The organism is Luteimonas sp. BLCC-B24 (genome assembly GCF_028550595.1).
Taxonomy (GTDB): domain Bacteria; phylum Pseudomonadota; class Gammaproteobacteria; order Xanthomonadales; family Xanthomonadaceae; genus Luteimonas.
Window position 1 is genome coordinate 44111 of sequence record NZ_JAQQGN010000007.1, and the last position, 20193, is coordinate 64303.

Annotated in this window: 22 protein-coding genes and 1 tRNA gene; 15 read left to right on the plus strand and 8 right to left on the minus strand. The window is 70.8% G+C overall.

Annotated features, from left to right (window positions below; genetic code table 11):
• Positions 1–13 precede the first annotated feature (13 nt).
• Positions 14–2812 carry a TonB-dependent receptor gene (locus PQS31_RS13700; RefSeq protein WP_272763300.1) on the minus strand — a complete coding sequence of 933 codons (2799 nt, stop codon included), beginning with the start codon at positions 2810–2812 and terminating at the stop codon, positions 14–16.
• Between the two features lie 483 nt (positions 2813–3295).
• Positions 3296–3712: a hypothetical protein gene (locus PQS31_RS13705; RefSeq protein WP_272763301.1), complete on the minus strand. Its 417-nt coding sequence runs from the start codon at positions 3710–3712 to the stop codon at positions 3296–3298.
• A 170-nt stretch (positions 3713–3882) separates the two neighbouring features.
• Between PQS31_RS13705 and dusA the strand changes: the two genes are divergently transcribed.
• From dusA to PQS31_RS13730, 5 genes are all read left to right on the plus strand, one after another.
• Entirely contained in the window at positions 3883–4878 is a 996-nt protein-coding gene (gene dusA / locus PQS31_RS13710) for a tRNA dihydrouridine(20/20a) synthase DusA (RefSeq protein WP_272763302.1), read from the plus strand.
• On the plus strand, positions 4875–5783 hold the full coding sequence (locus tag PQS31_RS13715) for an arginine deiminase-related protein (protein WP_272763303.1): 909 nt from the start codon (positions 4875–4877) through the stop codon (positions 5781–5783). Before dusA ends, PQS31_RS13715 begins: the two co-directional genes overlap by 4 nt.
• Positions 5784–5911: 128 nt before the next feature.
• Complete coding sequence (locus PQS31_RS13720) at positions 5912–6283, plus strand: hypothetical protein (protein WP_272763304.1); 372 nt, start codon at positions 5912–5914, stop codon at positions 6281–6283.
• 55 nt (positions 6284–6338) lie between these two features.
• Positions 6339–7025, plus strand: a complete 687-nt coding sequence (locus tag PQS31_RS13725) for a response regulator transcription factor (protein WP_096210257.1) — start codon at positions 6339–6341, stop codon at positions 7023–7025.
• Positions 7026–7097: 72 nt separating this feature from the next.
• Positions 7098–8516 carry a sensor histidine kinase gene (locus tag PQS31_RS13730; RefSeq protein WP_272763305.1) on the plus strand — a complete coding sequence of 473 codons (1419 nt, stop codon included), beginning with the start codon at positions 7098–7100 and terminating at the stop codon, positions 8514–8516.
• Positions 8517–8525: 9 nt separating this feature from the next.
• Here PQS31_RS13730 and PQS31_RS13735 read toward each other — a convergent pair whose 3' ends face one another.
• The gene (locus PQS31_RS13735) at positions 8526–9206 is read right to left on the minus strand and encodes a M90 family metallopeptidase (protein ID WP_272763425.1); all 681 of its coding nucleotides are present in this window, start codon (positions 9204–9206) and stop codon (positions 8526–8528) included.
• Positions 9207–9294: 88 nt separating this feature from the next.
• A complete protein-coding gene (locus PQS31_RS13740; RefSeq protein ID WP_272763306.1) occupies positions 9295–9564 on the minus strand; it encodes a hypothetical protein in 270 nt (89 codons plus the stop codon).
• Between the two features lie 182 nt (positions 9565–9746).
• On the opposite strand from PQS31_RS13740, the gene PQS31_RS13745 reads away from it, so the two are divergent.
• The 7 genes from PQS31_RS13745 to PQS31_RS13775 all read left to right on the plus strand — a co-directional run bounded on the left by PQS31_RS13745 (position 9747) and on the right by PQS31_RS13775 (position 14069).
• On the plus strand, positions 9747–10742 hold the full coding sequence (locus tag PQS31_RS13745; RefSeq protein WP_272763307.1) for a biotin--[acetyl-CoA-carboxylase] ligase: 996 nt from the start codon (positions 9747–9749) through the stop codon (positions 10740–10742).
• A complete protein-coding gene (locus PQS31_RS13750; protein ID WP_272763308.1) occupies positions 10739–11482 on the plus strand; it encodes a type III pantothenate kinase in 744 nt (247 codons plus the stop codon). The genes PQS31_RS13745 and PQS31_RS13750 overlap by 4 nt, the downstream gene beginning before the upstream one ends.
• A 10-nt stretch (positions 11483–11492) precedes the next feature.
• Positions 11493–12236: an SPOR domain-containing protein gene (locus PQS31_RS13755; protein ID WP_272763309.1), complete on the plus strand. Its 744-nt coding sequence runs from the start codon at positions 11493–11495 to the stop codon at positions 12234–12236.
• Between the two features lie 30 nt (positions 12237–12266).
• Positions 12267–12342: transfer RNA gene (locus PQS31_RS13760), tRNA-Thr, on the plus strand.
• A 96-nt stretch (positions 12343–12438) separates the two neighbouring features.
• The gene (gene rocF, locus PQS31_RS13765; protein WP_272763310.1) at positions 12439–13362 is read left to right on the plus strand and encodes an arginase; all 924 of its coding nucleotides are present in this window, start codon (positions 12439–12441) and stop codon (positions 13360–13362) included.
• Between the two features lie 130 nt (positions 13363–13492).
• Positions 13493–13648, plus strand: a complete 156-nt coding sequence (locus PQS31_RS13770; protein WP_096209906.1) for an entericidin A/B family lipoprotein — start codon at positions 13493–13495, stop codon at positions 13646–13648.
• Positions 13649–13868: 220 nt separating this feature from the next.
• Entirely contained in the window at positions 13869–14069 is a 201-nt protein-coding gene (locus PQS31_RS13775; RefSeq protein WP_272763311.1) for a CsbD family protein, read from the plus strand.
• An 88-nt stretch (positions 14070–14157) separates the two neighbouring features.
• Here the strand turns inward: PQS31_RS13775 and PQS31_RS13780 are convergent, their stop codons facing one another.
• A complete protein-coding gene (locus tag PQS31_RS13780; protein ID WP_272763312.1) occupies positions 14158–14949 on the minus strand; it encodes a hypothetical protein in 792 nt (263 codons plus the stop codon).
• Positions 14950–15068: 119 nt separating this feature from the next.
• Here PQS31_RS13780 and PQS31_RS13785 point away from each other — a divergent pair, with 119 nt between their 5' ends.
• The 3 genes from PQS31_RS13785 to PQS31_RS13795 all read left to right on the plus strand — a co-directional run bounded on the left by PQS31_RS13785 (position 15069) and on the right by PQS31_RS13795 (position 17723).
• A complete protein-coding gene (locus PQS31_RS13785; RefSeq protein ID WP_272763313.1) occupies positions 15069–16394 on the plus strand; it encodes a tryptophan--tRNA ligase in 1326 nt (441 codons plus the stop codon).
• Complete coding sequence (locus tag PQS31_RS13790; RefSeq protein ID WP_272763314.1) at positions 16391–16714, plus strand: hypothetical protein; 324 nt, start codon at positions 16391–16393, stop codon at positions 16712–16714. Before PQS31_RS13785 ends, PQS31_RS13790 begins: the two co-directional genes overlap by 4 nt.
• A 76-nt stretch (positions 16715–16790) precedes the next feature.
• On the plus strand, positions 16791–17723 hold the full coding sequence (locus PQS31_RS13795) for an MBL fold metallo-hydrolase (RefSeq protein WP_272763315.1): 933 nt from the start codon (positions 16791–16793) through the stop codon (positions 17721–17723).
• Between the two features lie 69 nt (positions 17724–17792).
• Here the strand turns inward: PQS31_RS13795 and PQS31_RS13800 are convergent, their stop codons facing one another.
• The 3 genes from PQS31_RS13800 to PQS31_RS13810 form a co-directional block, all read right to left on the minus strand.
• Positions 17793–18176 (minus strand): VOC family protein, encoded by a 384-nt coding sequence (locus PQS31_RS13800; RefSeq protein ID WP_272763316.1) that lies wholly within the window; start codon positions 18174–18176, stop codon positions 17793–17795.
• Positions 18177–18350: 174 nt separating this feature from the next.
• The gene (locus PQS31_RS13805; RefSeq protein WP_272763317.1) at positions 18351–19799 is read right to left on the minus strand and encodes a dihydrolipoamide acetyltransferase family protein; all 1449 of its coding nucleotides are present in this window, start codon (positions 19797–19799) and stop codon (positions 18351–18353) included.
• Positions 19800–19810: 11 nt separating this feature from the next.
• Entirely contained in the window at positions 19811–20188 is a 378-nt protein-coding gene (locus PQS31_RS13810) for an SH3 domain-containing protein (RefSeq protein ID WP_272763318.1), read from the minus strand.
• Positions 20189–20193: the final 5 nt, after the last annotated feature.

The following is a 20193-nucleotide window of genomic DNA, read 5'->3' on the forward strand; positions in this document are numbered from 1 at the left end:
CCAGGTGCCATGCTCAGAAGTCCGCGCGCAGGCCCAGGCTGATGCGGCGGCCCGAGAGTTCGTACATCGTCGGAAACGCCGGGTCCATCGTGTAGCCGGTGGTCGCCTCGTCGGTGAGGTTGATGCCCTTGAGACTCAGCTTGAGGTTGTCGGCCAGGCGCACGCCGATCGACACGTCGAGCTGGCCGTAGGCATCGCGGTAGATCGGATACATGTTGTAGCCGATCGACTCGACGTACTCGCTCTTGTGGTTGTAGGACACGCGGGCGTCGAAGCGCGGATTCTCGTAGTACGCGGTGAGGTTCCAGGTGCGTTCGGCCAGACCCGGCATCGGGGTCTGGATGCCCAGCGCGGATTCGCCGGCCAGCGAGCTGTCGAGCAGCGTGTAGTTGGCGTTGATGCCGAAGCCCTCGAGCGCGGTGTGCAGCGTGGACAGCGGCAACTGGGCGATCAGCTCCACGCCGTCGACCTCGTAGGAGCCCGCGGCATTGACCGGCTGGTAGACATCGAAATCGTAGATGCCGTTGAGCGTGCCGTTGGCGTTGTACACCGGCACGTCCGCGACCACGCCGGTAAGCGCGTTGATCACCACGCCGTCGATCTTCTTGCGGAAGTACGAGGCCGCCAGCAGGCCGCCATTGGCCAGGTATTTTTCCAGGCCGACTTCCCACTGGTCGGCGTAGGTCGGCTTCAGTCCGGGGTTGCCGTCGGTGAACCGGTAGGAGCTCCAGCTCGCGGTGCGCTTGTAGGCGATGTCGGTCATCGCCGGACGGATCAGCGTCTCCGATGCGGCGGCGCGCAGCAGCAGGCCGTCGGCGAGTTCGGCGGTCAGATTCACGCTGGGCAGCACATCGCTGTAGTCGCCGTCCATCGAGATCGGCGCATCGGTGTAGCCGGTGCTGCCGTCCGGGTTCTGCACCGGGTGGTAGCCGAACGAGGTGACCGAGGTGTCGATGTAGCGCGCGCCCGCATTGAGGGTGACCGGAACGCGGCCGAGGTCGAAGCCGAAATTGGTCATCGCATACAGCGCCGTCGTCGTCTCGTCGACCCGGTAGTACTGCGCGTCGTCGAACGGCGTGTAGAAGCCGGCATAGCGGAAGGTGTCGCGTGCATAGGCGTTGGAGATCATCTGCCAGTCCAGATCGCGCGCGCTGTAGGCACCGCCCGGCACGATGTCGGCGATCGGCCGCAGCTGGCTGTCGGCCAGCGTGCGCGTGTTGACCCAGCGGTTGTCGCCGGCGGCGGGACCGCCGATCTTGGCTTCGCCGTACTCGCGTTCCTTGGACTTGTCGGTGTGGCGCGCGCCGAACTGCACGTCGCGCAGCGCGGGCAGGAACGCGAGGTCCAGCGTCTTGCGCAGATTGACCTGGGCAGCGTACTTGTCGTCGCTGATGTGCTCGCGCGTGGTTTCGTAGGCCTCGAACAGGTAGCGCTCGGGCGAGGCATACATGTCGAAGCCGGCCGAGGACGCGCTCGGGATCGTCTCGCCGCTGTTGCCGCTCCAGCGCGTGCGCGAGGGGGCATAGGCCACGTGCTTGAGATTGGCGTAATCCAGGGTCTTGCGCGCACCGGAATACCCGAGCAGCGCATCGATGCTCCAGCTGTCGCCGCGCCAGTCCAGCGCCGCGCTGTACTGGCGGAAGTCGGTCTCGTTGATCCGCTCCTTGCTCAGGAACTCGTGCTGGGTGGCGGTGTAGGACACGTCGCGCAGTACCAGGATGCCGTGCTGGGCCAGCGTGGTGTCGTCGTATTCGTGGATGGTTTCGAGCGTGCTGCGGCTGGAGGCCGAATACGCGGCGGCATCGTACTCGTCCTCGGTGGAGTCGTAGCCGCCGACCAGGGCATCGAAGGTCAGGCTGAAATCGCGGTTGGGCTTGAACTGCAGCGACGCGGTCGCGCCCCACTTGTCCTGCTCGTTGAGGAACACGCGATCGCCGACCTTGTCCTGGAACACGATCAGGTTGGACTCGGCGGTGTTGGCGCGGTTGGCGATCTGGCGACCGGTGTCACGCTCGATCACGGCCTCGGCCTGTGAGCCGCGCACGCCGGAGGCGCCGAGGAAGCGCGACATCGGACGGAAATTGATGCCCGAGGTGGCGTCGGTGCGGTTGGTGCGCTTGGCCGACGAGACCGACACCAGCGCGCCCCAGTCGCCCCAGGTGTCGGACGCGAGGAACGAGATCTTCGGATCGGTTTCCTCGGAGATCGAATTCCACGCGCCTTCGAACGACGCCACCAGCTGGCGCGCGCTGTAGTCGAACGGGCGCGCTGTGGAGATCTTCACCGAGCCGGCGATGCCACCTTCCTCGTCGGCCGCGGTGGGGGATTTCTGCACCGTGACCTGCTGGATGATCTCCGAGGCGAAGATGTCGAACTCGACCTCGCGGCCGCCGCTGCCCGAGGCCGTGGCCAGATCGTTGATCGAGACATGCGTGTAGTCCGACGGCAGGCCGCGCACGTTGACGCGTGACCCCAGGCCCTTGTTGCGCTCGATGGTCACGCCCGGCATGCGCTGCAGCGCTTCGGCGAGGTTCTGCTCGGGGAAGTCCGCGACATCGGTGGCGACGATCGAATCCGAGAAGCCGATGTTGTCGCGCTTGAGGTCGACCGCCTGCTCGAGGCTGCGGCTGTAGGTGCCGGTGACCACCACGCTGTCGAGCTGCTGCACCGCACTGGCCGTTTCGGGGGACTGCTGCGCGGATGCCTGCAGTGGCACCGTTGTCATTCCGGCGACCAGCGCGCCGTGGATCAGCAGGCTGAGGGTCTTGCGCGGGGGGGTACGGAGGGAAGTGAACCGGCGGCGGTGGGTCATGAGGGGCTCGTTAGGGACGTCGGAAAAACGCACGCCGACACAGCGGGTGGGAGGTGCCCGGCCGGTCGTCGTGCGTGAAGCCGCGCAGGCTAGGGAGCGAATGTGATGCTTTGATTTCGCCGGGATGGCGATCCCGAGACGCGGGCATCGCGCGGGTCGCGCATGCGTCGGCGGGGCGACAGGTGCGATGCCGCGCGCGCCGTCTGCGGACGTCTTCGCGGTCGATGCCTCGCGGCGCGGCGCGGGGCCTGCGCGCGACCGGCGTCCACGTCCCGGCCCACCTGCAGCTCCGCGGCCTCTGCGCGCGCCGAGGCCGCCACCGCCTCGCCAGGACGTCCGGAGGCGGTCGCTGCACAGGCCGGCAAGGCCCGGCGCGGGGGCACGATCGGGGCGCCGCGGCGATTCCGCGAGCGGCCGCGCCGTCGTCGAAAAATCCGCGCGCGTCGCGATCCGGTCAGGACATGCGCGCGTCGGGGTGGGCCGTCAGCGCGTGGCGCGTGATGTCGCGCCGAGGCGTCGCCGGCGCCGCGCCTCGGCGATCCGGGCCCAGACGCCGATCGACTGGAACTGCAGCACGCACAGTCCGAGCAGCGTCCAGCCGATGTCGAGGTTGAGATACACACCGGCCGCGCGATTCAGCGCGGCGGATTCGGCGCGTCGCAGCGCCGGATTGCCCTCACCCAGCAGCATGTGCAGCGCCTGCGCGGTCGAGATCGACAGCCAGTCGCCATAGCGGGCCAGGCCGTAGGCGCCGTAGACCACACAGGCGGCGGTCGCCAGCGCGAGTGCGCCGGCGCACCAGGCCAGCAGGCGGCCGGCGTCGCGGACGCCCGGAAGCAGCTGGATCGCCGCCACGCTCCAGACGGCGAGGGCCACGGCGAGGGCGTAGAGAAATACCATGTACAGCTCCGGGGTCGCAGACTTGCGGATCGCCGCGCGGGTGGACCGCGGCCGGCGTTCCAGGGCGCGACGCGCCCGTGTCGACATCGCCCGGTACGCTGGCATACACCGCGTCGCCACCGCATCGTCGTCTCGCGCCTCCGCGCCGCGACCCGCACACCAGGATTCCGATGACCCCGCTGGACCCCGCCTCGATCCGCCTCTCCGTGGCCCCGATGATGGACTGGACCGACGTCCATTGCCGTCAGTTCCACCGCATCCTCGCGCCCGGCGCGCGGCTCTATACCGAGATGGTGCACGCGAACGCGGTGATCCACGGCGATCGCAGCCGGCTGCTGGCCGCCACGCCCGAGCAGACGCCGCTGGCGCTGCAGCTGGGCGGCAGCGAGCCGGCGTTGCTGGCCGAGGCGTCGCGGATCGCGGCCGCGCATGGCTTCGACGAGATCAACCTCAACTGCGGTTGTCCCTCCGACCGCGTGCAGGCCGGGCGTTTCGGCGCCTGTCTGATGCGCGAGCCGGCGCTGGTGGCCGACTGCATCGGGGCGATGGCCGCCGCGAGCCGCGTGCCGGTCACGGTGAAGTGCCGGCTGGGGGTGGACGAAGACGACGACTACGCGGTCTTCCGCGCCTTCGTCGACGGCGCCGTCGCGGCGGGGGCTGCGCTGGTGGTGGTGCACGCGCGCAATGCCTGGCTCAAGGGGCTGTCGCCGAAGGAGAATCGCGAGGTGCCACCGCTGCGCTACGACTGGGCGCATCGCCTGAAGCAGGAGCGGCCCTCGCTGCCGGTGGTGATCAATGGCGGCATCGCCACGCTGGATGCGGTGCAGGCCCAGCTCGCGCACGTCGACGGCGTGATGCTCGGACGGGCCGCCTACCACGATCCGTACCTGCTTCATGCCGCCGACGCGATGCTCACCGGCCGTGAACGCCAGCCGCGCGCCGCGTTGCTGCGCGCGCTGCGGCCGTATGCCGAGGCACGCATGGCCGAGGGCCTGGCGCTCAAGCACATCACGCGGCACATCCTCGGCTTGTTCCACGGCCAGCCCGGTGGCCGCATGTTCCGGCAGATCCTGAGCGAGGGCGCACACCGCCCGGATGCCGACTGGGGTCTGGTCGAACGCGCCATCGAGGCGACCGACACCGCGCGCCCGCGCGCAGCGGCATGATCACCCGCGACGCCGGCGCGTTCTTCGCGTTCGCACGCGACTGCGCGCCGGATGCCCGCGGTGCGACGCCGCGGGCGGCGTTCCTGGTGGCGCCGGACCGGTTCGTGCGCGCCGACGAGTCGGCCCACGACAACCGGTACATGGCCGATGCCGCCGCGTTCGACGGTGGTCTCGCCCAGGCCCAGCACCGCGGATTGCAGGCGCGCATGGCCGCGGTCCTGCCGACGGTGTGCTTTCCCGGCGCCGACGACACGCCGGATGCGGTGTTTCCCAACAACGTGTTCGCCACCGTGCCGGGGCGGTCGATCATCGGCCGCATGCATCACCCGGTGCGTCGGCGCGAGGCGACACGCGCCGACATCCGGGGGTTTCTGCGTGATCTGCTGGGGTATCAGGAGATCGACCTGTCGGACCAGCCGCATCCCTGCGAACTCACCGGGGCGCTGGTGATCGACCGTGCGCGCGGCCTCGGCTTCTGCGGCCTGTCCTCGCGCTGCGACGAGGCCGGCGCCCGCCGGATGCACGCCGCGTTCGGTCTGCGCGCGACGCTGATGTTCGACCTCGCGCCGGGCGAGTACCACACCAATGTCGTGCTCGCCGTGCTGGCCGGCCGTGCAGCGCTGGTCTGCCGCGACGGCTTCGCGGATCCGGGGGTGGCCGATGCCATCACGGCCTTCTATCCGTACGGCATACCGCTCTCGCCGCAGCAGAAGGCCGCCTTCAGCGGCAATGCGATCGCGTTGTCCGCGGACACGGTGTGGATGAGCGCGGGTGGGGCGCAGGCGCTCGACACGTCGGCGTACCGCACGCTGGCCGCGGCGGGCTTCCGGGTCGAGGCCGTGGCCCTCGATGCGATCGAGGCCGCGGGCGGATCCCTCCGCTGTTGCGTTGCGGAAATCTACTGAGCCGCCCATCATCGGACGCCGTCCGAAGCTGAACGACGACTGTGATGTCAACGAAAAGTTAAGGACGGATTCACCGCTTTCCCCCGACCATTCAATACCTTATCGCCGTCGTCCCGCCAGGAGTGGCCGTGTCCGGTTCGTCGTCTTCCGTGTTGCCGTCCTCACTGCTCGCCGTCGCGCTGCTGGCGGGCGGGTCCGTGCAGGCGGCCGGTTTCGACGATCCGCCCGCACAGGCGGGGCCGCGCGGGGCGCCCGACATGCGCGCCTCGCTGGGACGCCCCGATGCCAATCGGGGCCGCGCGCAGGATTCGATGTCCGATTCGGTGCGCAGGATCGAACGCAGCACACGTGGGCGCGTGCTCAGCGTCGAGCGCATGCACTCCGACGGGCGCGATCTCAACCGCATCAAGGTGATGGACGACAGCGGGCGCGTCCGGGTCTACGTCGATGATCCGCAGCAACGCGGACGGCCGATGCGTGCACGCGGCGACGACGATTGATCCTGCATTCTCGCCCCATTCACGGCCGGTCCGGCCGTTCGACCGGAGTTGACCCATGCGCATCCTGCTCGTCGAAGACGAAGCTCCTCTACGTGAGACCCTCGCCGCACGCCTGAAGCGTGAAGGCTTCGCCGTCGACGCCGCCCAGGATGGCGAGGAGGGCCTGTACATGGGCCGCGAGGTGCCGTTCGATGTCGGCATCATCGATCTCGGCCTGCCGAAGATGTCGGGCATGGAGCTGATCAAGGCCCTGCGCGAGGAGGGCAAGCAGTTTCCGGTGCTGATCCTGACCGCGCGCTCGAGCTGGCAGGACAAGGTCGACGGCCTCAAGCAGGGCGCCGACGACTATCTGGTCAAGCCGTTCCACGTCGAGGAACTGCTGGCACGCATCAATGCGCTGGTGCGCCGCGCGGCCGGCTGGAGCAAGCCGACGCTCGAATGCGGCACGGTGACGCTCGATCTCGCCGCGCAGACGGTGAGCGTCGACGGCAAGAACGTCGATCTGACGAGCTACGAGTACAAGGTGCTCGAGTATCTGATGATGCATGCGGGCGAACTGGTCTCGAAGGCCGATCTCACCGAGCACATCTACCAGCAGGACTTCGACCGCGATTCCAACGTGCTCGAGGTCTTCATCGGTCGCCTGCGCAAGAAGCTCGATCCCGACGGCACCCTCAAGCCGATCGAGACCGTCCGCGGTCGCGGTTACCGCTTCGCGATTCCGCGCAATACCGAAGGCTGATCCTCGCCGGCGTCGCCGCCTCCGGTGCCGCACCGCGGTGCCGGAGCGTGAGGCGCCGGGCTACGATGCGTCATGGGTGGTGAACGACGACATCCCGCGCGCTGGCGTCCGCGCTCGCTGCAGGCACGCCAGGTGCTGGCGGCGAGCGTGGGCCTGCTGGCCTTCCTCGCGCTGGCCGGCTACGCCCTCGACCGGGCGTTCATCGACGTGGCCGGCGAGGGCCAGCGCGAGCGCCTGCGCAACTACGTCTATGCCTACGCCGGGGACATCGAGTTCCTGCGCGGCGGCGAGATCTATCCCTCGGAATCGCCGCCCGACGACCGCTTCCTGCGGCCCGGCAGCGGACTGTATGCCGAGGTGGTGCTGCCGAACGATCGCTGGAATTCGCGGTCGGCGTCCGGCCAGGAACTGCCCGAGGCCACGATGCTCGGCGCCCGCGAAGAACGCTTCGACGGCCCCCTGCCGATGGTGCGCAGCGACGGCACCCCGGGCGAGGTCTACCGCTACGGCATCGGCCTGGTGTGGTCGCCGGAAGGGCGGCCCGACAGCGAGTTCGCCTACACCATCTACGTCATGGAGGATGCGGGCATCGTGCCGCGCCAGGTGCGGGTGTTCCGCGCCGCGCTGTGGGTGAACCTCGGCATCGCCGGCGTGATCCTGCTGTTGCTGCAGGCGCTGATCGTGCGCTGGAGCCTGTGGCCGCTGCGCCGGGTCGAGCACGAGCTGGTGCGCGTGCAACGCGGCCAGGCCGATCGCATGGGCATGCAGCATCCGCGTGAGCTGCAGCCGCTGACCGAGAGCATCAACGCGCTGATCGAGAGCGAGCGCGAACATCTGGCCCGGCAGCGCAACACGATGTCGGATCTCGCGCACAGCCTGAAGACGCCGCTGGCGGTGCTGCGCTCGCGGCTCGATGCCGGCACCGGCGAGGCCGAGCTGCGCGAGGAAGTGGAAGCGCAGCTGCAACGCATGACCGATCTGGTGACCTACCAGCTGGCGCGTGCGGCCTCCAGCGGGCACCAGCTGTTTTCCGCCGCGATCGAGATCGAGCCGCACGCCGAGCAGATCGTTCGCGGGCTCGAGAAGATCTACGCTGCCAAGGGCGCGGTGTGCGAGTTCGAAATCGATCCCGCCGCGCGCTTCCACGGTGAGCCCGGCGACCTGCAGGAGCTGCTGGGCAACCTGCTCGAGAACGCATTCAAGTGGGCGAAGAGTCGCGTGCTGCTGACCGTGAAGGAAGGCGAGCGGGCCCCGAATCGCCGGCCGGGCCTGATTCTCGTCGTCGAGGACGACGGCCCCGGTATCCCGGCCGACCGGGTGACGGCGGTGCTGCAGCGCGGCGTGCGCGGCGACGAGCGCGTGCAGGGTCACGGCATCGGCCTGTCGATCGTGCAGGACATCGTGCACAGCTATCGCGGCGAGCTGCAGGTGGGGCGTTCCGACGAACTCGGCGGTGCCTGCTTCTGTGTGCGGCTGCCGCCGGGGTTCTAGGCGGCGCGCTCAGGCGAAGGGCGACCGTCCGTAGAAGCGTTCGAGATGCGCGGCGACCGTCGGCAGCGCGGCCCGCAGCACGGCGGGTGCGCTGAAGTGGTACTCGCTGCAGACGGCGAAGAATTCCTCGGGCGCTTCGGCTGCGTAGGCGTCGATGTCGACGTCCGCGCCCGCGTCCACGCGTTCGACGAGGGCGTCGTAGGCGGCCTGGAACTCCCGCGCCCAGGCGCTCTGCCAGGCGCGCGGCAGGGGCGGTGTGCCGTCGACCACCCCATCGAGCGCGTCGAGTTTGTGGACCATCTCGTGGACCGCGACGCAGAAGCCCGCGTCGGGCTCGGCGATGTCGGCCTGCACGTCGGCCCAGGACAGCACCAGCGGGCCGCTGTCCCAGGCCTCGCCGATCAGTTCGTCCTCCCATTCGTGCATCACGCCGGCCGCATCGACATGGCTGCGGTTCACCCGGAACGCGTCGGGATAGACGATCAGCTGCGACCAGCCGTGCAGCCCTTCCTCGCCGAACTCCAGCAGCGGCAGGCAGCACAGGGCGGCGAGGGCGATGCGGTCGTCGTCGGCGAGCTGGAGATCGCCGACGGGCGTGATGGTCTTGCGGTGCAGGAAGGTCGCGGCCAGGCGTGCGAGACGGGCCGCCCGCGACGCATCCAGCGCCGCGACCCACGGCAGGCGGTGCACGGTGGCGGACCAGGCCTCGGCCGGAATCGCCGGTGCGGCGCCCGGGAACAGGCGGCGCAGCAGTGCGCTCACCACCGTCCGGCCTCGCTCAGCGGAACATGCCCGGAAGGAAACTGTGCCAGCGCGGCCCGCGCGACGGCGTCTCGGTGTCGATGCCACCCGCCGACGTGCGCGCCTTGGCGCCGCTGGGCGCAGGCGCGCGGCGCTGGGTACCGATCGCGGGGTCGATGGCCTCGGCGCCCGCTGCGGTCGCGCCGCACGGCGCCGATTCCGCGGTCTCCTGCGCGCGGACGTCGCGGGCGGTCGCGGGCAGGCAGGCGGCAAGCAGAACGCCGCAGAGAATCGGTCGGACGGACATCGGCACCCCGGAGAGAGATCGCGCGCGTACAGCCCCGAACTATAGCGCAGGATGCCGGCACCGCCGGCGCGGCCGGCGACAGGCGCCGCAGGAGTGGTCGATAATCGCGCCATGCCTGTCCATGCCGCTTCGATGTGGGGTGCCGTGCGCGCCGTTCCCGGCCCGTTCCGGCGTCGGCGCCGATGAACGCCGAACGCGCGCTGCTGCTGCGCCTCGGCGACGGGCCGGTGTCGGGGGACGTGCTCGCGCGCGAATGCGGGCAGACCCGCGCGGCAGTCTGGAAGCGCATCGCCCAGCTGCGCGCGGCCGGGGTGACCGTCGATGCGCGGCGCGGCCACGGCTATGCCCTGCGCCATCGGCCCGACCTGCTCGATGCCGATGCGATCCGCGCGGCGCTGCCCGCGCCCGTGCAGGCCGGGCTCGGCGGCCTCGACGTGGCGTGGTCGCTCGATTCCACCAATGCCGAACTGCTTCGACGCCCCATGCCGGGTGCGCTGGCGGACGTGCTGCTGGCCGAGCGCCAGACCGGCGGCCGCGGTCGCCGTGGCCGCGTCTGGCAATCGCCGCTGGCGGCGCATGTCTATCTGTCGCTGCAGCGCGGATTCGACGGCGGCCTGGCCCGTCTGGGGGGGCTGAGTCTCGTCGCCGGCATTGCGGCGGTCGAGGCGATGCAGACCCTCGGCGTCGCCGGTGTGGCGCTGAAATGGCCGAACGATCTCGTCGTCGCCAGCGGCCCGACGTTGCGCAAGCTCGGCGGCGTCCTGGTCGAAGGGGGCGGCGAACACGCCGGCCCGGTCCGCGCCGTGCTCGGCATCGGGGTCAACGTGCGGATGCCGGACGCGGCGGCGGCCGGAATCGACCAACCCTGGATCGATCTCGCCGCGCTCGCCGCCGGCGCACCGCCGGCGCGCAATGCGGTCGCTGCCGCCCTGCTGTGCGCCTGGTTGCCGGCGCTGGCCCGGTTCGACCGCGAGGGCCTGGCCCCGTTTCTGCCGCGTTACCACGCGGTGGATGCCCTGCGGGGGCGGCGGATCGAGGTGCTGACGGGACGCGAGCGCGTGGCGGGCGTCGCCGAGGGCGTCGCGGCGGACGGCGCCCTCGCCGTGCGCATGGCCGACGGCACGCGTCAGGCCTTCCACGCCGGTGAGGTGAGCGTGCGCGCGGAGGGTGCCGGGTGAGCGTCTGGCTGCTCGACCTCGGCAACACGCGCCTCAAATATGCGCTGTTGCACGACGACGGCATCGGCCCCGTGTCGGGCACCGCGCATGCGGCCGGTGGCCTGGATCCGGCCTGGATCGATGCGTTGCCGCCGCGGATCGGCACCGCGGTCGTGGCCAGCGTGGCGTCGCCGGCCGTGCATGCGGTGTTGCTGGACGCCCTGGCCGCGCGCGGGGCGGCGGTGATGCAGGCGCGCACGCGGCCTGCGCTCGACGGCGTGACGATCGCCTACGCCGACCCTGCGCGCCTGGGCGTGGACCGGTTTCTCGCCCTGCTCGCCGCACGTGCGGAACGGCACGGACCGGTCGTGGTGGCGGGGGTGGGCACTGCGTTGACGATCGATCTGCTGGATGTCGACGGCCGCCATCTCGGTGGGCGCATCGCGCCGTCGCCGACGCTGATGCGCGAGGCTCTGCACCGCCGGGTGGCCCAGCTCGCGCCGACCGGCGGGCGCTATGCCGAATTCGCGGTCGATACCGAGGACGCGCTGGTGTCGGGCTGCGAGGGCGCCGCGGTGGCACTGATCGAGCGCAGCGTCGACCAGGCGGCAGCCCGCGTCGGCACCAGGCCGGCCCTGCTGCTGCACGGCGGCGGCGCGCTCGCCCTGCAGGCGCTGTTGCCCGAAGCGCGGATGCGGCCCGATCTCGTCCTCGCGGGACTGGCGCGCTGGTATCGCGCCACGACGGCCGCAGCCGCCTAGAATCGACGGCATGTGGCTCCGCGCGCTTCTCGTCCTGCTGGTCATCCTGAACTTCGGTGTCGCCGCCTGGTGGGCGGCGCGCGGCGAGGCGGGGGATGCGCATGCGCTGGCCGTGCAGGATCGCGGCACGCTGACGCTCGCCTCCGAACCCCTACCCGACGCCGTGTCCGCGGGACCGGCCGCGAGCACGCGCGTGGACGGGCCCGCGCTGCCGCCCGCGCCTGCGGCGCCCGCCGACGCCGAAGTCGGTGCCGAGGTCGACGCGGCGCCTGCGCGCACGGCTGCACCGGCGCTGTGCGTCGCCCTGGGGCCGTTCGCCGATCCGGCGATGCGCGATGCCGCGCGGGCACGCCTGGCCGGGGTCAGCGTGCGCACGGCGGTCCGCGAGGTCGGTGAAACGCCGCGTGGCTGGCGGGTCTGGATGGCGCCGCTTGCCGACCGCGCCGCGGCCGACGCCGTGGTCGCGCGGCTGCTCGAGGCCGGCTTCACCGACTACTACGTCATCGGCGACGGCCCCGAGGCCAACGCCGTCGCGCTCGGCCGGTTCGGCAGCGAGGCGCCCGCGCAGGGGCGGGCCGCGGCCCTGCGCGAGGCGGGGTTCGAGGCCGAGGCCCAGCCGCTGGGCAGCGTGCTGGTGCGGTATTGGATCGATGCGATGGCGGCCGACGGCGTCAGCGCCCAGACCCTGCGCGCGCACGCGGCGTCGGCGCGCGCCGAGACCCGCGACTGCAACGCCGCCTGGGATGCGGGTTAGAATTCCCGCGCGGCCCCGCCGCATGTCATCGCCGGCATAGCTCAGTTGGTAGAGCAACCGCCTTGTAAGCGGTAGGTCCCCAGTTCGAACCCGGGTGCCGGCACCACTCCGACGCAGCGTCCCGCGCGCCTGCCGCCCGCGCCGCCGGGCCGTCACCGTCCGCCGCGTGACGCTGGGTCGCATCCGATGCCGAGGAGCGCCCATGCAGCAGTTCGACCGTCCCGTTTCGATCTTCGGCGTGCCCACCGATGTGGGCGCCGGCCGGCGCGGCGCGTCGATGGGGCCGGAGGGCCTGCGCGTGGCCGGCCTGGTCGAAGCCCTGCTCGCGCGCGGCATCGACGTCGTCGATCGCGGTGATCTCAAGGGTCCGAAGAATCCGTGGCAGGGGCCCGAGGCCGGCTACCGGCATCTCGACGAAGTCGTCGCCTGGAACCGCGCGGTGCTCGAGGCTTCGACCGCCGAACTCGCCCACGGCCGCATGCCGGTTATGCTCGGCGGCGACCATTGCCTGGCGATCGGCTCGATCGCCGCGGTCGCCAACCACTGCCGCGCTACCGGCAAGACGCTGCGCGTGCTGTGGCTGGATGCGCACACCGATTTCAACACCTCGCAGATCACCCCGTCGGGCAATGTCCACGGCATGCCGGTGGCGTGTCTGTGCGGCATCGGTCCGGACGCGCTGACCTCCCTCGGCGGCCACGTGCCGTCGACCGAGGTCGCCCAGTTCCGGCAGATCGGCATCCGTTCGGTCGATCCCGATGAGAAGCGCCTGGTCAAGGCGCACGGGCTCGATATCTACGACATGCGCTACATCGACGAGGTCGGCATGCGCCGCGTGGTCGAGCAGGCCTTGAGCGGACTCGACGCCGATACGCATCTGCACGTGAGCTTCGACGTCGACGTGCTCGACCCGACGATCGCCCCCGGCACCGGTACGCCCGTGCCGGGCGGCATCAACTACCGCGAGGCCCAGCTGGTGATGGAAATGATCGCCGATACCGGGCGGCTGGGCTCGCTCGACATCGTCGAGGTCAACACCGCGCTCGACCACGGCAACACCACCGCGGAACTGGCGGTGGATCTGGTGGAAAGCCTGTTCGGCAAGTCGACGCTGATGCGGGATTGAACGCGCGTGCATGGGCGCGGCGCGCGGAGGGAGAGAACGACGTGGCGTTCACAGGCGCGCTTCCTATAGTGCGCGCCATGGTTGCGGGAAGACGCAATCGCCGTTGCAAGACCACATCCTGGAGAGTCCCATGAAGCGTTCGATCGCACTTTTGCTGCTTGCCCTGTTCACCGCCGGCTCGCTCAGCGCCTGCAACACCGTTCGTGGCGCTGGCCAGGACGTGCAGAAGGTTGGTGAGAAGGTGGAAGACAGCGCGGAGCGGACCGGCGGCACGACCCGTCCCTGAGTCAGCCGCATCATCGACACCCGGGCCGGCGCTTGCGCCGGCCTTTTTTTTGCCTGGCCGCTGGAACGCCCGATCACGTCGGGCCGGCGGTATGACCGCACGCTCAGCGAGATGACGGCCCGGCACACGAAACCTTGACCCGGAGTTGATGGCGCGGCCGCGAGGATGGATCTGCACGGCGATGCAGCGCGCGACGCCGACGAGTCCGAAGGAGGACGCCATGAACAAAGACATCATTTCCGGCAAGTGGACCCAGCTCAAGGGCAAGGCACAGGCGAAGTGGGGCGATCTCACCGACGACGTGTTCGACGTCGCCGCCGGCGACAGCAAGTACCTCGCAGGCAAGCTGCAGGAGAAGTACGGCTGGGAACGCGAACGTGCCGAACAGGAAGTGCGCGATTTCGAGAAGACGCTGGACTGATAGCGTCGTACTGCCGCGCAGGCGGCACGGTCACCGAGCAACGGACCGGCCCTCGCCGGTCCGTTGTCGTGTGTGGCTCCCGGTGCGGTCAGGGGTCGGGCACGAACCCGCCGGGAAACGCATCGGGGCGCCGGCGCTGCGCGTGCACACGCGGTCCGATTCCGAGCGCGGCGAGTGCGTCGACACTGTCGTAGCGCAGTACGGTGCGCTGGGCCGGTACACGCGTGGCGCGTTCGAAGGCGGTGCGTGTGACCGGCGCCCATTCGCGTGCGCCGTGGCCGGTGCCGATCTGCTGCGGCAGGGCTGCCGACTCGCGGGCGCGTGACGCGTCCGCGCGGTCGCCGCTTGCGCGCGCGGACGGACGCACCGTGTCGCCCGCGGGTGGAGGCGCGGCCACCGCCACCGGCGCCGCCCGTTCGCGGAACACCGCGATGCCGATCGCACCGACATGGTCCGGGCGCCCGGTGCGCGCCGCGTAGCTGCCGGGCAGGGCGGTGAACTCGAAACGGGCGACATCGTCGTTCGATTTGCGCCAGCCGGTGATCTCCGTACGTTGCCACGGCGCCAGGACGTAGCCGGTCTGGTCGGGCGATGCGGTCTCGCCACTGACCGCGTTGACACCGTCGATCGAAAGCACGACCAGGACACGTTCGCCGGTCGTATTGCGCAACCGCACGGCATACGGCGTGCCGGGGCGCCCTGCGATCCAGTACTCGCCGCGATGTGGCCAGGCCGGCAGTGGCTGGCTCCGGTCGCGATCGACGATCTCCATTTCCACCAGCGGCTGCGGCGGCGCCGGGCGGTAGGCGACGGCAGCGGCTGGCAGAAGCAGCAGGCCGGCACAGGCCAATGCGGCGGACGAGCGGAGGAAGGGCGTCATGGCACGGTCTCGTTCGGGAAGGTGCAGAGGCGAACGCATGGGCGCGCGATCTGGGGTTTGCCGGGGCGGGTGCCGGCCAGCGGGTAGACTTGCCGCCTGTTCCAGGCCCGTCACCGTCCATGTCACAGCGTCCACAGCGCGTTCTCACCGGTATCACCACGTCCGGGACGCCGCATCTCGGCAACTACGTCGGTGCCGTGCGTCCGGCGATCGCCGCCAGCCGCGCGCCGAATACCGAGAGCTTCTATTTCCTCGCCGACCTGCACAGCCTGATCAAGGCCCAGGATCCGGCGCGCACCCAGCGATCCACGCTGGAAATCGCGGCGACGTGGCTCGCCGCCGGGCTCGACCCGGCGACGGTGTGGTTCTACCGCCAGAGCGACGTGCCCGAGACCACGGAGCTGATGTGGCTGCTGACCTGCGTGGCCGGCAAGGGCATTCTCAACCGCGCGCATGCCTACAAGGCCGCGGTCGACCGGAACCGGGCCGACGGCGAGGACGACGATGCCGCGGTGACCGCGGGGCTCTTCATGTACCCGGTGCTGATGGCCGCCGACATCCTGATCTTCAACGCCGACCGCGTGCCGGTCGGCCGCGACCAGGTCCAGCACATCGAGATGGCACGCGATTTCGCCCAGCGCTTCAATCACGTCTACGGACGCGACTGGTTCACCCTGCCCGAGGCGGTCATCGACGATCAGGTCGCGCTGCTCCCGGGGCTCGACGGCCGCAAGATGAGCAAGAGCTACGAGAACACGATTCCGCTGTTCGTGCCGCCGGCGCAGCTCAAGAAGCTGGTGTTCTCGATCCTCACCGACTCGACCTTGCCCGGCGAGGCGAAGTCGACCGACGGCTCGGCGCTGTTCCAGCTCTACCAGGCCTTCGCCACGCCGGACGAAACCGCCGGATTCGCGGCCGCGTTCGCCGACGGCATCGGCTGGGGCGATGCCAAGCAGCAGCTGTTCGACGTCGTCGAGCGCGAGATCGCGCCGATGCGCGAGCGCTACGAGGCCCTGATCGCGCGCCCCGGCGACATCGAGGACACGCTGCGCGAGGGCGGCCGGCGCCTGCGCGAGCGTTATGCGATTCCGCTGCTGCGCGATCTGCGCGATGCGGTGGGGCTGCGCGATCTGGGCAAGGTGACCGTGGCGACCGGCGAGGCGATGGACGTCGCGCTCGCGGTGCGACCGCTGGCGGTGTTCAAGCAGTATCGCGAACCCGACGGCCGCTTCTATTTCAAGCTCGTCGACGGCGAGCGCGTGCTGCTGCAGAGCGACGCGTTCGAGGCGCCGCGCGACGCCGGGCAGACGATCGCCCGGCTGCGGCGCGGCGAGCTCGCGGTCGGCGATGCGCCGGTGACGCTGGGCGAGGGCGTCGATGCCGCCACCGTGCAGGCCGCGCTCGCCGCGCTGGCCGCCGCCGATGCCGAGAAGGCCGCACCGTGAGTCCCCTCGTCGCCGAGAATCTGGCGCTGCTGCTGTTCCTGCCGTGGTTTCTGATTCTGGGTGTGCTGTTCTGGATGGTGCCGCGGCAGCCGCGCGGGGCACGCCGCGTGGTGTTCGATCTGCTCAGCCTCGGGGTCGCGCTGTCGGCCTTTCTGCTGTCGATCCATTGGGCGCACGCCGCCGCCGACCGGGGGCACGGCGCGATGTGGGCGCAGATTCTCGCCACCGCGGTCGGCTATGGTGTCTTTCTCGCCGCGCTCGCCGTCGCCTTCGTCGCGCGCGCGCGCGTTCTGCGTCCGCGCGCAGGCGACGACGGCTGAGTGCGCCGGCAGGCACGCATCGGGCGTGGACAGCGCACGTCCTAGACTGCCGGTTCTGTCCAGCAGGAGACCTGCGATGCGCGACCGGAACGGCATCACGATCATCGACACCGGCTACGTCCGGCCCGGCCTGTGCGCGGCCTACCTCGTCGAGTCCGGTGGTCGCGCGGCGCTGATCGACTGCGGCACCGCCACGTGCGCGCAGACCGTGCTCGACGCGATCGATGCGGCGGGCGTGGACCGCGCCGCCGTCGACTGGTTGATGGTCACCCACGTGCATCTCGATCACGCGGGTGCGGCCGGGCCGCTGATCCGCGCGCTGCCGAACGCGCAGCTGGTGGTGCACCCGCGCGGCGCGCCGCACATGATCGACCCCACCCGGCTGATCGCCGGCGCGAAGGCGGTCTACGGCGAGGCGATGTTCGAGCGCGACCATGCCGGCATGCGGCCGGTGCCCGAAGCGCGCGTGGTCGTCGCCGAGGATGGGCATGTCGTCGAACTCGCCGGGCGTCCGCTGCTGTGCATCGACACGCCGGGCCATGCGCTGCACCACTACAGCGTCTGGGACGCGGACACGCACAGCTGGTTCGCCGGCGATACCTTCGGTCTGTCGTACCGAGAATTCGACACGGCGATGGGACCCTTCGTCGTTCCCACGACCTCGCCGGTGCAGTTCGATCCCGCGCAGATGCACGCCTCCATCGACACCCTGCTCGCGCGTGCGCCCGAATCGATCCGGGTCGCGCATTACGGCGAGGTCGACGACTGCGTGCGGCTCGGCGCCGACCTGCACGAGCAGATCGACGCGATGGTGACCCTCGCACGCGCGGCCCAGGGCGCGCCGGATCGGCATGCGCGGATCGTCGACGGGCTGACCCGGCTCTACACCGCACGTGCGCACGATCACGGCGTCGAGGATGCGCCCGCGCGCGTGGCCGAGGTGCTCGGCGGCGACATCGAGATCAACGCGATGGGACTCGAGGTCTGGCTGGATCGCGCGGCCCGCTGACCGTGTCGCCGCCGGCGCCGGTGCCGCACGCGGGCGTCGGGCCGAGACCCTGCCCGCTGACGGCCGCGGTCATGCCCAGGTGGTGGTGTGCGCGCCGAACGGCTCGCGCTGCGGGCGGATCACGCAGAAGCGGTGCCCGCTGGGTGCTTCCATTACCCACCAGCGTTTGACAAAGCCGATCCGTCTGGCGCCGAGCGCCTCCAGGCGATCGGCCTCGGCGTCGATGTCGTCGGTCTCGATGTCGAGGTGGATGCGCGAGGCGTGATCGACCTTCTGCAGCAGCAGAAGGGGTTCGTCCGTGTCCGACTCGAGTTCGGCGTAGCGGCCGTCGCCGTCTTGGTCTCCGGTCGCGACCGCTCGGCCGAGGGCGCGGCTCCAGAACTCGATGTGCGGGGCCAGATCCTCGACCTGGCAATCCAGTACGAAGGTGGACAGGCGGCTGCGGTGGGGCATGGCGGGCGCTCCGGTGAAGGGAGCGCCAGCATGCCGCGGCCCGGTTGCAGCGGCTGCGACGACCCGCGCCGCGCGCCGGATTCGCCGCGGCGTGGCCCGGCAGTCCGTGATGACGCCGACGGTGCCTGCCCACGCGCCGCCCGGAGGCGCGTCAGGGCGAGGCCGCCGCCCTGATCACTGGGCGAGGGCCAGGTCGTCGAGCATCGCCTTGAGGAAGCGCGCGGCCTCGCCGCCGGTCGCGGCCCGGTGGTCGAAGGTCAGCGACAGCGGAATGACCTTGTGCGACTCGAAGCCGCCGATCACCGGGGTGATCTGGTGGCGGCCGCGGCCCGCGGCGACGATGGCCACGCACGGTGGCACCACGACCGGCGTGGCGTAACGACCGGCGAACATGCCGAAGTTCGACAGCGAGATCGTGTAGCCGCTGAGTTCGCTGCCCGGGATGCTGCGGTCCTCGACCTGCGCGCGCAGACGGTTGATGCCTTCGCGCACGCCGCGCGCGTCGAGCATGTCGGCATTGCGCAGCGCCGGCACGAACAGGCCGTCGTCGGTGTCGACGGCGATGCCGATGTCGACATGCGGGTGCAGGGTACGGGTGAGCTTGTCGCCGTCGAACCAGGCATTGAGCGCAGGCACCGCGCGCGCGGCGACGCAGATCGCGCGGATCAGGCGGCTGGTCACGTCGTTGCCGGGCACCCAGGCCTGGATGTCGGCATCGTCGCTGAGTGTCGTGGGCACCACCTTGGCGTGCGCATCGGCCATCACTCGCGCCATGTTGCGGCGCACGCCCTTCAGTGGCTCGGGCTGCCCGGAGGCCGAGACCGATGGCGGCTGCGTGCGCATCGGCTTGCCCGAGGCGGACAGCGCGGTGCGTGTGGCCGCCTGGCGGGGCGCGTCCTGTGCGGGCGGGGCGTCGTGGCTGACGCGGTATTCGCCGGCACGCGGCGGTGGCGCGCTGTCGTTCGCGCCGGGCGCGGCGCTGCCGTCGACGGCGGCCTGCTTGACGTCGGCCATCGTCACCACGCCGTCGGCGCCGGTGCCGCGCACGCGCGCGATGTCCACCTTCAGCTTGCGGGCCAGCGCGCGCACGGCCGGCATCGCCTTGACGCCGCCGGCCGAGCTGGCCTGCTCGCTGTGCACGGTGTCGGAGGACTGCATCGCGCCGACCACGGTGCCGCTGTCGGCGCGCGCGCCGCCGGCGTCGGACTTCGCTTCCGGCTGGGCGCCGTCGCCTTCGGCAATGGCGCCGCCTTCGCTGGATGCGACGACCTTGTCGTCCGGCGCCGGATCCTGGGTGCCGACACCGTGGCCGGCAGCGGGCTTCGGCGGGCCGTGATGGTGGCCGGTGTCCTGACCCTCGGCGCGCTGCGGCAGGCTGGGGTCGATCTCGAACTCGGCCAGCACCGCGCCGGTCTCGATGATGTCGCCGGCCTCGCCTGCGAGCTTCAGCACCTTGCCCGATACCGGCGAGGGCACGTCGACGACCGCCTTCGCGGTTTCCATCGAAACCAGCGCGTCGTCGAGGCGGATCGTGTCGCCCACCTTGACCGCCCATTCGACGATCGTGGCATCCGGGAGGCCTTCGCCGAGATCCGGGAGGCGGAAGGAAGTGGTGTTGGCCATGCGTGCAATCCTCAATCGATCGTGCCGGCGGGGGCCGGCGGTGCGAGCACGCGGGCCGGAACCCAGCCGCGTCTGCCCGTTCTGTCTTCGGCCCACCACCACTCGGCGAGCGCGTGATGCAGCAGCAGCGTATCGCCTGCTTCGGCGTCGAGCTCCTGCGTGTCGTAGTCGTCGCTGGCGACCGCGCGTGTCGGATCACCGGCATCGCGCGCGCACAGCGCGTCGGGAATCCAGCCGCCCAGTCCGTCGGCGCGGACGACCCAGACGAACTGCGGCCACTCCGTGTCGCGCGCGCCCAGCGTCAGTGCCTCGCCGGAGCGCACCCGGATGGCGGGGCGGTCCGGCGCACGATGCGCCGTACGGACCCGCGCGGATACCGGTGCCGCCATCGCGT

Bases quoted from the DNA above. Each gene is read 5' to 3' on its own strand.
- PQS31_RS13785 (WP_272763313.1), top strand. From the start codon at position 15,069: ATGTCACAGCGTCCACAGCGCGTTCTCACCGGTATCACCACGTCCGGG.
- PQS31_RS13805 (WP_272763317.1), bottom strand. From the start codon at position 19,799: ATGGCCAACACCACTTCCTTCCGCCTCCCGGATCTCGGCGAAGGCCTC.
- PQS31_RS13775 (WP_272763311.1), top strand. From the start codon at position 13,869: ATGAACAAAGACATCATTTCCGGCAAGTGGACCCAGCTCAAGGGCAAG.
- PQS31_RS13700 (WP_272763300.1), bottom strand. From the start codon at position 2,812: ATGACCCACCGCCGCCGGTTCACTTCCCTCCGTACCCCCCCGCGCAAG.
- PQS31_RS13795 (WP_272763315.1), top strand. From the start codon at position 16,791: ATGCGCGACCGGAACGGCATCACGATCATCGACACCGGCTACGTCCGG.
- PQS31_RS13740 (WP_272763306.1), bottom strand. From the start codon at position 9,564: ATGTCCGTCCGACCGATTCTCTGCGGCGTTCTGCTTGCCGCCTGCCTG.
- PQS31_RS13770 (WP_096209906.1), top strand. From the start codon at position 13,493: ATGAAGCGTTCGATCGCACTTTTGCTGCTTGCCCTGTTCACCGCCGGC.
- PQS31_RS13745 (WP_272763307.1), top strand. From the start codon at position 9,747: ATGAACGCCGAACGCGCGCTGCTGCTGCGCCTCGGCGACGGGCCGGTG.
- PQS31_RS13715 (WP_272763303.1), top strand. From the start codon at position 4,875: ATGATCACCCGCGACGCCGGCGCGTTCTTCGCGTTCGCACGCGACTGC.
- PQS31_RS13705 (WP_272763301.1), bottom strand. From the start codon at position 3,712: ATGGTATTTCTCTACGCCCTCGCCGTGGCCCTCGCCGTCTGGAGCGTG.
- rocF (WP_272763310.1), top strand. From the start codon at position 12,439: ATGCAGCAGTTCGACCGTCCCGTTTCGATCTTCGGCGTGCCCACCGAT.
- dusA (WP_272763302.1), top strand. From the start codon at position 3,883: ATGACCCCGCTGGACCCCGCCTCGATCCGCCTCTCCGTGGCCCCGATG.
- PQS31_RS13810 (WP_272763318.1), bottom strand. From the start codon at position 20,188: ATGGCGGCACCGGTATCCGCGCGGGTCCGTACGGCGCATCGTGCGCCG.
- PQS31_RS13730 (WP_272763305.1), top strand. From the start codon at position 7,098: ATGGGTGGTGAACGACGACATCCCGCGCGCTGGCGTCCGCGCTCGCTG.
- PQS31_RS13755 (WP_272763309.1), top strand. From the start codon at position 11,493: ATGTGGCTCCGCGCGCTTCTCGTCCTGCTGGTCATCCTGAACTTCGGT.
- PQS31_RS13800 (WP_272763316.1), bottom strand. From the start codon at position 18,176: ATGCCCCACCGCAGCCGCCTGTCCACCTTCGTACTGGATTGCCAGGTC.
- PQS31_RS13725 (WP_096210257.1), top strand. From the start codon at position 6,339: ATGCGCATCCTGCTCGTCGAAGACGAAGCTCCTCTACGTGAGACCCTC.
- PQS31_RS13780 (WP_272763312.1), bottom strand. From the start codon at position 14,949: ATGACGCCCTTCCTCCGCTCGTCCGCCGCATTGGCCTGTGCCGGCCTG.